The organism is Pseudoalteromonas sp. CO109Y (assembly GCF_004208935.1).
In the GTDB taxonomy this organism is placed as follows: domain Bacteria; phylum Pseudomonadota; class Gammaproteobacteria; order Enterobacterales; family Alteromonadaceae; genus Pseudoalteromonas; species Pseudoalteromonas shioyasakiensis.
The window spans coordinates 219,396-233,715 of sequence record NZ_SGPD01000030.1; the positions used below are offsets into that span (position 1 = coordinate 219,396).

The 14,320-nt window shown below is 40.4% G+C and carries 7 protein-coding genes; 5 read left to right on the plus strand and 2 right to left on the minus strand.

Annotation, left to right across the window (positions count from 1 at the left end; all coding sequences use genetic code 11):
• The first annotated feature begins 288 nt into the window (after positions 1–288).
• Entirely contained in the window at positions 289–1,614 is a 1,326-nt protein-coding gene (gene pssA / locus EXT43_RS12935; RefSeq protein WP_130167155.1) for a CDP-diacylglycerol--serine O-phosphatidyltransferase, read from the plus strand.
• A 59-nt stretch (positions 1,615–1,673) separates the two neighbouring features.
• Here the strand turns inward: pssA and EXT43_RS12940 are convergent, their stop codons facing one another.
• Positions 1,674–2,417, minus strand: coding sequence for a YciK family oxidoreductase (locus EXT43_RS12940; protein ID WP_062564591.1), 744 nt, complete (start codon positions 2,415–2,417; stop codon positions 1,674–1,676).
• 228 nt (positions 2,418–2,645) lie between these two features.
• Between EXT43_RS12940 and EXT43_RS12945 the strand changes: the two genes are divergently transcribed.
• Together EXT43_RS12945 and sohB are read left to right on the plus strand one after the other, a co-directional pair.
• The gene (locus EXT43_RS12945) at positions 2,646–5,078 is read left to right on the plus strand and encodes a VolA/Pla-1 family phospholipase (protein WP_062564526.1); all 2,433 of its coding nucleotides are present in this window, start codon (positions 2,646–2,648) and stop codon (positions 5,076–5,078) included.
• 115 nt (positions 5,079–5,193) lie between these two features.
• Positions 5,194–6,210 carry a protease SohB gene (sohB, locus tag EXT43_RS12950; RefSeq protein ID WP_062564525.1) on the plus strand — a complete coding sequence of 339 codons (1,017 nt, stop codon included), beginning with the start codon at positions 5,194–5,196 and terminating at the stop codon, positions 6,208–6,210.
• Between the two features lie 63 nt (positions 6,211–6,273).
• Here sohB and EXT43_RS12955 read toward each other — a convergent pair whose 3' ends face one another.
• The gene (locus tag EXT43_RS12955; protein ID WP_062564524.1) at positions 6,274–7,605 is read right to left on the minus strand and encodes a dicarboxylate/amino acid:cation symporter; all 1,332 of its coding nucleotides are present in this window, start codon (positions 7,603–7,605) and stop codon (positions 6,274–6,276) included.
• A 192-nt stretch (positions 7,606–7,797) separates the two neighbouring features.
• Between EXT43_RS12955 and EXT43_RS12960 the strand changes: the two genes are divergently transcribed.
• Positions 7,798–11,223, plus strand: coding sequence for a hypothetical protein (locus tag EXT43_RS12960; RefSeq protein WP_062564523.1), 3,426 nt, complete (start codon positions 7,798–7,800; stop codon positions 11,221–11,223).
• A gap of 309 nt (positions 11,224–11,532) precedes the next feature.
• Positions 11,533–14,193 carry a type I DNA topoisomerase gene (topA, locus tag EXT43_RS12965; protein WP_062564522.1) on the plus strand — a complete coding sequence of 887 codons (2,661 nt, stop codon included), beginning with the start codon at positions 11,533–11,535 and terminating at the stop codon, positions 14,191–14,193.
• Positions 14,194–14,320 lie beyond the last annotated feature (127 nt).

Sequence of the window (14,320 nt, forward strand, 5' to 3'; positions counted from 1 at the left end):
GGTTTTTCCTAAAAACGTTTCAATACGATGTCTATGCGCCCGATTCTAAGAAAAACAAGGCGGATGTAAACAAAAGCCCTGATTATTTTTTTAGTCAAATCGCTAAGCTGTCAAATAATCCTTACTTATTATAATTTAAATAACTCTTTTTGCTCATAAAATAGGCTAATTACAAATTGTTCTGTGATCAAAGTACGGTAATTCATGACCAAGCAATATTTTTTTGGTATGTTTTAGCTAATTTTGATATTAGCTCTTGGTATGAGCTAACTAAACGAACAGGCAATTATGGTATTTTGGCAGGAAAAGCCCGCTTTTGGGCTGACTACAGAAGACGTACAAGTCTTAACCAATGCAAAAGAGTATCGCACTGAACTATTGCGCTTAATTGGTGCAGCGAAAAAAAGAATTTATATTACTGCTTTATATTTGCAAGACGATGAAGCTGGGCGAGAAATATTAACAGCGTTACATGAGGCATCACTTGCTAACCCCGAGTTAGAAGTAAAAGTGCTCGTTGATTTTCACCGTGCTCAACGTGGTTTAATTGGTGCGGCTAAGTCTGATGGCAATGCCAGCATGTATTGTGATTTTCAAGAGCAGTATCAATCAAATGTTAAAGTTCATGGTGTTCCAGTAAAAGCCAAAGAGCTTTTCGGGGTACTGCATTTAAAAGGCTTTGTGATTGACGACACATTATTATACAGCGGCGCAAGCTTAAATAATGTATATCTTCAGCAAGACGAACGTTACCGTTTAGACCGCTACTTTTTAGTTCGCCAAGCTGGTTTGTGTAATTCGGTCATCGAATTTATAGAAACACATCTTTTAAGCTCAGCAGCAGTGCCACGTATTGATATGCGTCCACTGGTAAAGTTTAATGATATTAAAGTTGCGCAAAAACAATTGATGCGTGAACTTAAATCGGCAAGTTACGAAAGTGCTGCAGAAGCTAGTGCCGGTGAGTTGGGTGTGCGTTTATTTTTAGGTTTAGGGCGTAGAAGTAATAAGCTGAATCGTTTAATTAAGTCGTTATTCGATACCACAGAGCAAGAACTCGTTCTTTATACCCCTTACTTTAACTTTCCTGCGCCATTAATGCGTTCATTACGCCGTTTATTGAAGCAAGGCAAGCAAGTAACTATTGTGGTAGGGGATAAAACCGCAAACGATTTTTATCTGCCGCCAACTGAGCCGTTCAGTAAAATTGGTGCATTACCTTATTTATATGAAACCATTTTATATAAGTTTTTAAAGTCACAAAAACGCCACATCAGTAATGGTAATTTGAATGTATACCTTTGGAAGCATGAAAGTAATTCTTTTCACTTAAAAGGGATTTGCTCTGATAAGCGCTTACATTTATTAAGTGGGCATAATTTGAATCCACGCGCATGGGGCTTAGATATCGAAAACGGTATTTTAATTGACGACCCTAAGCAGCATATTCTTGAGCAAATAGAAAATGAAAAACACGCTATTTTACAGCACTGTCGTCGTTTAACAGGTCCACAGGATTTAGAGACGATGGATGACTATCCTGCACCGGTTAAAAAGCTATTGGGGCAGGCTAAACGTGTAAAAGTTGATTTTATTATCAAACGTTTTATTTAATCGAAAATTAAAAAAGCAGCGAAAGCTGCTTTTTTGTATCTGGATATTAGCAATCTGCTTTATTTTTGCTGAGCATCTAAAGACTGGCCGTTCACCTCTTTAGAGTCGTCGCTCATCAAGTATAAATATGTTGGCATTAAATCTTCAGGTGTTGCTAACTTATCTCTATCTTCACCAGGGTATGCTGATGCACGCATCGATGTGCGGGTAGCACCTGGGTTAATACAGTTCACGCGAATATTGGTTTTACCCACTTCACAAGCCCAAGTTTGCATCATACCTTCAACAGCAAATTTTGAGATTGCATACGCACCCCAGTGTTCACGGCCTTGGCGACCAACACCTGACGAAGTAAAAATAACAGATGCGCTTTCAGATTTGCGAAGCAGAGGGAACATGAATTTAGTGATCATAGCTTGTGCAGTTACATTCACTTTCATGATGTTTTCAAAGGTAGAAACACAGAAATGTTCAAGTGGGCCCAATGAACCTAAAATACCAGCGTTATTGAGTAAACCATCTAACTTACCGAACTGCATTTCGATGGTTGCAGCTAAGTCACGGTAGTTTTGTTTTGTGGCACCTTTTAGATCCATTGGCACAATAGCCGGTTGTGGATAGCCTGCATTTACGATTTCATCATAAACACATTCAAGTTTATTGGTTGTTTTTCCAAGTAAAATAACAGTGGCACCATGCTTAGCATAAGTTAATGCGGCAACACGACCAATGCCGTCACCAGCACCTGTTATTAAAATTACTTTGTCTTTTAGCGCATTCTCTGCGGCTTTATAAGTATGCATAAACGTACCATCGATTAGATTTTTCATCATTTTACCATAGCAAAAAGCCAAGTTATCGAATTTATTGCAAATTAAGGTGGCGAAAATTGAAACTTTACGTTAACTTTAACTGGTCTAATGTCTCATTAATAACCTAATTACATTAAATTAACTTAGAATGAAGGTAGTAGAATAACTACTTTTAACCCTGAACACACAATAACAATAAGATTTGCGCGGAGCGAAATTATGAAAAAACTGCTACTCTCACTAGCCATTGCGTCAGCCATTACTGGCTGTGGTGGAGGAGAAACATTAGAAGATGTAAAAAATGATAATCCTCCTGTTCTCCCAACCGCGACAGTAAAATTTGACCCAGCGAATAGTGTAATCTCAGTACCGAATGATTTACTGATGAGTGGTACCCTTGATGGTACTTTAAACATGCCGGGTGAATTAGACGACAACAATGTCAGTGTTGAACGTGCAGCTTATGCTGATCCTCAGCTTGCACTTGGTGCCCTTGATGGCTGGTCAACACAAACTCCGTTTAAAATCGATTTAACTTTTCCTGCGGGTATTTCTCTTGATATGACTTCTGCTGCTTCACCAGGAGCTGTGCGTATTTTTGAAGTTGTAATGGGGGCAAGCCAAACAGATGAAACTTGCTCGCAAGTTCCAGCGGGTATTGCTTGTAAATTAGTGTCTGAATTAACCTTTGGCGTTGACTTCATTACCCAAGGCTCTGGTGATGCGGTTGCTGTTATCCCACTTAAGCCATTTAAAGCGGGCAGCACTTACATTAATGTTCTGACAACATCATTAATGGACTCAGAAGGGCGTTCAATTGAGCCATCTTCAACTTATGCACTAGTGAGCGAAGAGACAACACTTATCACTGATTCGCAAAAGTCACTTCAAGCGGTTATCAATAGCTACGAAGATGCAGTGACATCGGGTGGTGCCATCACAAAAGATGAAATTATCTATTCTGCTGCCATGACAATGCAATCAGCAGGTCAAGTACTTGGTACCGTAAAACAGCTTCTTGCTGCAAGTTTAACGCAAGATGCACTACCTACGCCGATGGTGCAAATTCCTGAGCAACCTGTTATTACGGTTGAGCAAGTATTCGCATCACAAGGTATTACTGGTTTATCACCTGTTTTTGGCGGTGTACAATATCAAAAAGGTAGCGTGATGTTACCTATGTATTTAGCCACGCCTACAGGCACAACGGTCGATGACTTATCAGCGACTTATTGGCAAGGTTTATGTGATAGTGGTGTTGCTGTGTTAGGTTATGCGGCAGCAGCCGGTGACTCATTCCCAACAGACCCAATTAGTGAAACTGATGGCCTTTGTATGGCGTTAAGTGATGGTAAGTTACGCGACTTAGGTTTAGACCAAACTAAACACTTAACTAAGTACAACACGATTCCAAAAACACAAAGCATTGCGAACGTGCCAGTACAAATTACTAAACCAATTTTACCTGTGATCAATGCAATACGTGGTCAGTTAGGTATGGATGAGTTAGCAATGCCTGAAGGTGGTTGGCCTGTCGTTATCCTTCAGCACGGTATTACTTCTAAAAAAGAAGATATGCTAGCTATTACCGCACAGCTAACAATGCAAGGCTTTGCAACAGCTGCAATCGATCACCCTATGCATGGTGAGCGTGGTGTAGATGTAGACGGCGACGGTACTGACGACTTTAATGCCTCTACAGGTTCTGTATTAAGCTATATGAACTTACAGTCATTATTAGTAGCGCGTGATAGCTTACGTCAATCAGTTGCTGATTTACTTGGCTTACGCTTAGGTCTTAACTTTACCGGTGCTGCTGATTTAAATGCCCAAGATGTATCATTCTTAGGTCATTCATTAGGCTCGGTAGTTGCTCCAGCATTTGTTGCTGTGACTAATGCTCCGCTAGCTGATCAAGTTGATCCAATGTTCAACGTTAAAAGCGTAGCACTTGCCAGTGGTGGCGGTGGTATCGCCAGCTTCTTAATTGAGTCAAATACATTTGGCCCATTTGTACAAGGCTCTGTATTACTTGCAGCTGGTACAGCTGAATCTGCGGAGTTTGGTGCTTATGCTCAAAATGAAGCGCTATCGAACTGTGGTTCACTTGCGTCTAACCAAACTGCTTTCGTTACATGTGCTTATAAAGAGTACGTAAGTTCGTTAACAATGGCGGGCGAAACAGCAAAATTAGCTAACATTCAAAGTGTGATTACTCAGTTTGCTTTTGCTGCGCAAACAGCACTTGATAGTGGTGACCCTTCTAACTACGCAGCATCTGTTGCAGCACTTGGCACGCCAGTATACATGAGCGTTGTAGTGGGTGATGGTGAAAATAACAATGCTGATATGGTTATTCCACCTATGGTAGCGAGTAACCCAATTGCTGGTAGTTTACCTCTTGCTAACCTAATGGGTTTATCAACGGTAGCTGAAACACAAGGTCCAACAGCTGATGCAATGAGTTATGTGGTTAAATTCACTAAAGGCCATCACAGCTCAGTGTTAACACCTGTTGCAACGGCAGATTCAGGTGCAACAGCTGAAGAAAGTGCTGCGGCAACTGCAGAAATGCAATTGCAAATCGCGACTTTCCTAGCAAGCCGTGGTCAGTATCTTCAGGTTACTAATACAGAAGTCGTTACTGAATAATCGAAACCTTACTAATTAAGTAATAACCAATTAAGCAAAAAGCCACATCATGTGGCTTTTTTTTGCTTTAAAGCGTGGTAAATTGTGCCGATGCATTAATAAATGGAGAGTTTGATTGGAATTTTTATATGAATACGGGTTATTTTTTGCAAAGACCCTGACATTTGTCATCGCAATTGCTGTGATTGTTGCCATTATCATGGGCGCTGCAGTGAAACCCAAAGCGAAGAAAGGGGAGATAACAATTGATGATTTGAGTGAGCAACTTGATGATCTAAAACAAAGCTTTATCGAAAATACCCTTTCAAAAAAAGAGCTAAAGGCTCACCAAAAACAGCAAAAAGCTGAGGCTAAAAAACAGCAAAACGACGAGCCTAAATCACGTTTATATGTAATTGACTTTAATGGCAGTGTTGATGCCCACGAAGTAGAAAGCCTACGAGAAGAAATTACCGCTATTTTAACCATTGCCGACAAAGAAAAAGATCGCGTGCTGGTACGCCTTGAAAGTGGTGGTGGTGTGGTGCACGGCTATGGCCTTGCTGCCTCTCAACTACAACGCTTACGTAATGCTGGCATTCATTTAACTGTTGCTATTGATAAAGTAGCAGCAAGTGGTGGCTATATGATGGCCTGTGTGGCCAATGAGATTGTTGCAGCACCTTTTGCAATTGTTGGCTCGATTGGTGTTATTGCGCAAATTCCTAACTTTAATAAAATCTTGAAAAAGAATGATGTTGATTTTGAGCAAATCACCGCAGGTGAATACAAGCGTACGCTAACTATCTTTGGTGAAAATACCGATAAAGGTCGTGAAAAATTCAAAGAAGAGATAGAACAAACCCATGGTTTATTCAAAACTTTTGTGAGTGAGCAGCGTCCATCTCTGGATATTGATACTGTTGCAACCGGTGAGCATTGGTTTGCTACCCAAGCATTCGATAAAGGCTTAGTTGATAAGATTGACACAAGTGATGATATCTTATTGAGCCAAGCGAAAGAACGTCAAATTTATAAAGTTAAATACCGTATTAAGAAGAATTTAAGCGATAAGCTTGCTGTTGGTTTAAGTTCAGGAGTAAGTAAAGCGGGTGTTAGTTTAATGTCACGTCTTAAAGGCTTAAATCCATAACCAAGCACTATCAATAAAAAACCCGCTAACTTAGCGGGTTTTTTATGGGCTGCAGATAAGTAATTACTTAATTGACTTATGATAGTCCTCTAAATCTTTAGCGGCATTTGGGTCGTTAAATACGTCCTCATCAAATTCACCTTCAGATTTTGCAACCACACAGGTAACCATACAGTCACCGGTTACGTTGACAGCGGTACGTGTCATATCGAGTAAACGGTCAACACCAATGATGATAGCAATACCTTCTACAGGTAAGCCTACTTGGTTTAACACCATGGCTAACATAATAAGACCAACACCGGGTACGCCCGCAGTACCCACAGAAGCAAGTGTTGCGGTTAAAATTACCATTAAGTAATCAGAAATTGTTAAATCAACTGAAAATACCTGTGCGATGAACACGGTAGCAACACCTTGCATAATTGCAGTGCCGTCCATGTTAATGGTTGCGCCTAAAGGCACAGTAAACGAAGCAACTGAGTTGTGTGCACCTAACTTCTTGCTCGCAGTTTCAAGGGTAATAGGCATAGTTGCACTTGAGCTAGATGTACTAAACGCAAATAGGCATGCGTTTTTCATCTTCTTTAAAAACGTCACTGGATTTAAACCAGTTAATACTTTTAATAAGATACTATAGTTTATAAAGCCATGAATTAAGAGCGCGAAGACCACCACGCCAAAGTATAAGGCAAGGCTTGTGATGAGTTTAAAGTCTATAGTTGTGAATAACTTAGCCATTAAAAAGAATACACCGTAAGGAGCGATATTCATCAGTAGGGTAACAAGTTTTAAAATAACGGTGTTTAAGTCTTCGAACACGGTTGCAACACGTTTACCTGCTTTACCGCTTAAAGCCATCGCCACACCAAATAACAAAGCAAATACAATAACTTGCAGCATATTGCCATTTGCCATTGCATCAATTGGGTTGGTAGGGAACATTCCAATAATGACTTGTGCAAGGGTAGGTGCTTCTTTAGCACTGTAGGTCGCATCTGATGGTAGGTTAATACCTTCACCAGGATTAACTAATAGCGCTAGTGTTATAGCAACGGTGATCGCTATTGCTGTTGTTACTAGATAGAGTAAGATTGATTTTCCACCTAATCGACCTAGTTTTTTAGGGTCGCTTAAGCTACAAGTACCACAGACTAATGATACAAAAACCAGTGGCACCACAAGCATCTTTAAGCTTGCAATGAAAATTTGACCACCAACATGGAAAATACCATCAACAAAAAATGCTTTAATTGGTAAAGAGAATAACCCTAGTGGAATAAGGAAATCGTCTTCACCCGCTAAAATGGCTTGAAAGATAAAACCAACGATTACACCCAGTACCATACCTACCATGATACGAGATGTAAGGCTTAAAGATCGTACTTTTGACATACACCCAGTCTATTTTTTTATAAATTTTGCCATAGACTACCAGCATGAAGATTTTTATACAGAAAAATTCGATAAATAGTTAAATAATTTCGTTGCCTTTAAAGGAAAAAAATTATGATCTTCGTTTAATTTTTAGGTTAATATTAGGTAAACAATCAAATAAGTAAAAAATAGCTAACTAGGGAGAGGTCGATGCCTTTATTGCGATGGCTAAGTGTTTTAGTTTTCATCTCATTGTTAGCCGCCTGTGGCGGTGGAGGATCATTAGATAGTGATTCATCCGATGGAGATGATGACACAACCGTAGAAACAAACTATGTTGTGTCTGTTCAAGGCTACAACCAATCTACTACAGATGAAGCGAGTGCAGTTACAGCTGACACACCGTTAACCATCTCGGCAACATTGACTAATAATGACGAAGCCGTTGTAGGTGCAGTTATTAATTTCAGTCTAGATGGTGACATAGGTCTATTAGACCCAGTTTCTGGAACAGATTTAACTGATTCTGATGGTGTTGCATCAATTACGTTAACTGCGGGTGATACTGCGGGGGCAGGTATTGTTACTGCTACATATGTAATTGATAGTGAGACATATACTGATACGTTTGGTTTTACATCAGATGGCTCTGAAACAGATGACTCGAGTGTTAGCGGTAGTGTTACGCTAAGCCTTAACATCGTAGATAGCTCAGGTCAGCCATTCTCTCTAGATAACCCAGTAAGTAAAGATAACAAAGGTACGGTTACTGCGACTTTACTTGATGAAGACACGCCACTCGATGGGCAACTTATTTCATTTACTACTAACTACACAGGTAAAATTACACCAGTACTAGGCACAGCCCTTACCGATGAAAATGGTGAGGCATTTGTAACGCTTAGCAGTGGTGACTCAAAAGGTGCAGGTCAAGTCGTTGCAACTTACACAGATGAAAGTGGTAACAGTATCACAAAAATCGCAGGCTTTATTTCAAATGGTGATGATGCCCCGGTTGAAAGTGCTGAAGCTGAGCTTGATATTAAACTACTTCAAGGCTGTGCGACTGATTGGGATGCCAATCGCAGTACAACATCTCTTGAAACTACTTACTTAACGTCAGGGTGTACGGTTGTAAATCAATTCTCATCTGATGAACTTATCGATGTAATGGTAAAAGTGACAGATACAAGCTCGGGCGACGGTATCGACGGTATTATCGCTGAGCTTTCAACAGATCTTGGTGGTTTATTACCAGAATCTGGAAAGGCGCTTACTGACAACTTTGGTTTTGCCATTTTAAAATTACAGCCTGGCGCAAACAGTGGTGCGGGCGAGGTTACTGTAACTGCTAAGTCTGTAACTTCTTCAAAAGCATTTGAAATTGCGACAGCTGAGTTGAGCGTTGAAATTTCAAATGGTCTATATAACAAGCTAGATGACTCAGGCAATGTTATTGATGATGAATTTGTGCCGCTTGCTGCAGGTGCGACAACTGTTATTACGGTAACAATTTACGATGCAGCTGGTGATTTATATGTTTCTCCTCTTGATGTTGAGTTCACTTCAGGGTGTGTTGAGTCAGATTTATCTGTAATGGATGAAACCGCGACGAGTATTAGCGGCATTGCTACAGCAACATACAGAAGCAACGGCTGTAACACTTCACAGGGCGATACAGTAACAGCGACTGTACTAACAGGTGGAACACCAAAAGTGGTATCAGTGAACGTGCCTGTATCAGCTGCTGAAGTAAGCTCAATCGAGTTTGTAGAAGCGACAGAAAATGTGCTTGCTCTAAAAGGGACGGGTGGTGTTTCACGTCAAGAAACAAGTCAACTTACTTTTAAACTTACCGATGCAATTGGTAATGTTGCAAAACAAAAACGTTTAGATTTCCGCTTAAGCTCTACCAATGGTGGAATTTCACTCTCTGAAGTGACAGATGCAAGTGGTTATTCTCATGCCAGCGTGTCAACCGACTCAGAAGGTTTAGCTCGAATTCAGATAAATTCTGGTTTTGTTCCACAAGCAGTGCGTGTACAAGCCTGTTATATTCCTGATGACCAAATCCCAGCAGATCAAAATGATAATGTTACTTGTTGGAAAGAGCTTTATGACGAATGTCTTCTAGATGAAGCAGACCGTGATAGCAGTGTCTCATGTCCTTCTGGTGAGCTTTCGTTGGTTTCATTAGATGAGCAAGTAACAAGCGTATCAGATCTTGTTTCAATCAGCTCAGGCTTACCTGATGGTAATAGCTTTACCGCAGGCCCGGAAATCATCAACATTGAAGCATTAAATTACATTGGTGATACCACAGATATTTCGGTTTATGTTGCAGATCACTTTAATAACCCAGTACCAGATGGGACTTCGGTTTATTTAACGACAGAAGGTGGCGCTGTAGGGACATTAGATGGTGAGGAGTTTAACCCTCAACTTGAATGTAACACGGTTGATGGTGCGTGCGTTGCACAGTGGCGCTCACAAAATCCGATTCCATTTAGCGAAGATAAATGGGGCAATAAAATCAATAGCACTAACCCAAAAACAAGTGCAATTAACTGCGACCTATATTTTGGTGTGGCAGCACCTTGTATGGCGGGTATTTTAAATGCTGCGTTTGATGATGATGGTGTACCTCTCGGTGGTCGCGCAACAGTACTTGTGACTGCAAAAGGTCAAGAGTCATTTATCGACATCAATGGTAATGGACTTTATGACAAAAATGAGTATTACAGTGGTTATGACTTACCTGAAGCGTTTGTCGATCATAATGAAAATGGCGTTTATGACGGTCTAGCTGCAATTTATGACCCAGTTACAGCAGCGGTCACTAAAGCTGCTGAAAACTGTCAAGAAGGTGATGCAAGCGACCCATGTAGTGCAACGAATACTAATGCAGGTCATACAGAAGAAAACTTCGATATTGACTTAAATGAGATGCATACACTTGCTGATGGTAAATACAATGGTCTTGAGTGTTCTGAAGATGCGACAACACCTGATGAAGACGCAACATTTGAGACTTTATGTACCAAAGAGCTTATTGATGTTCGTGACTCATTTGAGATTATTATGTCAGGAAGCTTTGCATACAGTCGTTTTGTAGTAACAAAAGATGAGCTACGTAATCGCTTTGCTGAAGCACTTGCTGAAACAACAGAAGACGATCCAACTGTATTTACAGATAATGCAATGCAACTTGCTGTTGATATTGAGAACTGTAGTACAATTTATCGACAAGCAGATACGCAGTCAGGTGCTATTATTGCTCGTTTAGAAGCCACAGCGAATACTGACTACTGTGATTTAGGCTCAATTAACATTACTACCGCTGATTCAGGTAACCAGTTGTCAGCGCTGAGTTTTGAGCTTTATTTCTCTGATATTTACAACAACCCAATGCCTTCAGGCACCGCGGTTGCAATTAGTGCAGATAATGGTGATTACAGTGGTACATCTGGTTTTGATATAGGTAATACAAGTCAAACAACAGCGACTGGGGTTGCCCTTACGATTAGCCGTGAAGCTGATCCAAATGATAAAACAGATGGTTTCTTAACTGTTGAATTCACAACAGGAAAAGACAATGTATCGACTGCTACAATAGCAATAAGTGACGATGGCTAATTAATTAGTTATTTGTTTAAATTTAAAAAAATGCCAACCAGAAGGTTGGCATTTTTGTTGCTGTTCTATATATTCCCCTTGAAATTACCGCAAAACACCACATTGACTAAATTAGCAACAAAAATTGTTTAATTATTCACTCAATGAAGAAAAGTTTCTATTAAAAGCTTGTAACAATTGGTGTTTGTAGATATACCTATAAATATTCGTGCTCCAATGTTAAAAAATCATACTTATTTGTTTAATGTGATGGATATACATTTATAAGGGCAAAAAACTTTTAAAATACTCGGTCAGAAATAGGCAGCTATGGGCAAATCACTTGTAATTGTAGAGTCTCCAGCAAAGGCAAAAACAATTAATAAATACTTAGGTAACGATTTCATCGTAAAGTCCAGCGTTGGACATGTGCGTGATCTACCAACTTCAGGTTCAGGCAAAACGAAGACTGCAGCGACGAAAACGCCTGCTGAAGTTCGAAAAATGTCACCAGAAGAAAAAGCTGCCTATAAAAAGCAACGCGATTATAAAAATCTTGTTGCTCGCATGGGTATTGATCCTGAAAAAGGCTGGGAACCACATTACGAAGTCTTACCGGGCAAAGAAAAAGTTGTTCAAGAATTAAAAAAACTTGCAGAAAACGCCGATAAAATCTATCTCGCAACCGATTTGGATAGAGAAGGGGAAGCGATTGCATGGCACCTCGAACAGATTATCGGTGGTGAACCTGAAAAATATAAGCGAGTTGTTTTTAACGAAATCACTAAAAATGCGATTCAGCAAGCATTCGAAACACCAGGTGAATTAAACACTGACATGGTTTACGCGCAACAAGCGCGTCGTTTCCTTGACCGTGTAGTGGGCTTTATGGTGTCTCCATTGCTATGGGCTAAAGTGGCCCGTGGTTTATCAGCTGGTCGTGTGCAATCTGTCGCAGTGCGTTTACTTGTTGAACGAGAACGCGAAATCAAAGCATTTATTCCTGAAGAGTTCTGGGATATCCACGCCGATGTTAAAAATACAGAAGCAGCTTTACGCCTAGAAGTGACCAAACACGCTGACAAGCCTTTTAAGCCAGTTAATGAAGAGCAGGCGATGTCTGCCGTTAGTCAACTTGAAAAAGCTGACTACAAGGTCATTAGCGTTGAAGAAAAGCCTAGTAAGAGTAAACCAAGCGCACCATTTATTACTTCAACCATGCAACAGGCAGCAAGTACACGCCTAGGTTATGGTGTTAAGAAGACCATGATGCTGGCTCAACGCTTATATGAAGCAGGTCACATTACTTATATGCGTACCGATTCAACTAACTTATCGAAAGATGCGGTTGAAATGTGTCGTGATTACGTGACAGAGCAGTTTGGTGAGAAGTATTTACCGAAAGCACCGATTAGTTATAGCTCAAAAGGTAATGCTCAAGAGGCGCACGAAGCGATTCGTCCTTCTAGTGTTACTGTGTTGTCTGGTCATTTAGACGGTGTTGAAGCGGACGCTAAAAAACTCTACGAATTAATTTGGCGTCAGTTTGTTGCCTGCCAAATGGTTCCAGCAGAATACGATTTAACAACTTTAACAGTTGGCGCTGGTGATTATCAGTTAAAAGCAAAAGGCCGCGTGCTTCGTTTTGATGGTTGGACTAAAGTTCAGCCAGCTGTTCGTAAAAAGAACGAAGAAGATCAATCACTGCCTGCGGTTAAAGAAGGTGATGTACTGACCCTTGTTGAGTTAGATCCTAAACAACATTTTACAAAGCCACCTGCACGTTTTAGTGAAGCAAGCTTAGTTAAAGAATTAGAAAAACGTGGTATTGGTCGTCCTTCTACGTATGCATCAATTATTTCAACGATTCAAGACCGTGGTTACGTACGTGTTGAAAACCGCCGTTTCTTCGCCGAAAAAATGGGTGAGATTGTTACAGACCGTTTAGTTGAAAACTTCGAAGATCTGATGAACTTTGATTTTACCGCTAAGATGGAAGGTCGTCTGGATGATATCGCAGAAGGTGAGCGTGTTTGGACACAAGTTCTCGATAAATTCTATGCGGACTTTTCAACTCAGCTTGAAATTGCCTCTGGCGACGAAGAGCACGGTGGTATGCGTCAAAACCAAATGGTCGAGACTGATATCGATTGTCCGACTTGTGGTCGTAAGATGGGTATTCGTACCGCATCAACCGGTGTGTTCTTAGGTTGTACAGGTTATAACCTGCCACCAAAAGAACGTTGTACTACAACAATGAATTTAGTGCCAGGCGATGAAGCCATTGCGGCAGATGTGGAAGACGTTGAAACAGAGTCACTAATGCAAATGAAGCGTTGCCCAATCTGTGAAACGGCAATGGATTCATACTTAATCGATGAAACGCGTAAATTGCATGTGTGTGGTAATAACCCAGCATGTAAGGGTTATATCGTTGAACAAGGTACCTTTAAAATTAAAGGTTACGACGGCCCAATTATCGAATGTGATAAATGTGGCTCTGATATGCAGTTAAAATCGGGTCGTTTTGGTAAGTACTTCGGTTGTAGTAATGAAGAGTGTAAAAATACACGTAAGTTACTTAAAAACGGTGAAGCCGCGCCACCAAAAGAAGATCCAGTTCATTTACCTGAACTTGAGTGCGAAAAATCAGAAGCTTACTTTGTACTGCGTGATGGTGCATCGGGTATTTTCTTAGCTGCAAATACCTTCCCTAAATCACGTGAAACACGTGCGCCAAAAGTGGAAGAATTAAAACGTTTTAGAGACCGTATTTCTGAAAAGTTTTATTACCTTGCTGACGCACCTGCAAAAGACCCTGATGGTAATCCTTCAGTCGTTCGATACAGCCGTAAAAATAAAGAGCAGTATGTAATGAGTGAAGTAGATGGTAAAGCCACAGGCTGGACTGCTCATTACCAAAATGGCAAGTGGGTAGAAGAGAGTAAAAAGAAAGCGCCAGCTAAGAAAAAAGCGGCGGCTAAAAAGTAAGTTTACATCTATGTAGATTATAAAAAGGGGTTGCAGTTGCAACCCCTTTTTTATGCTTGTATGGCATCGCTAATGTCGTTTTTTACCAATCTTTGCTTTTAGGCTGTTGTTATTCTGTCATCAACAT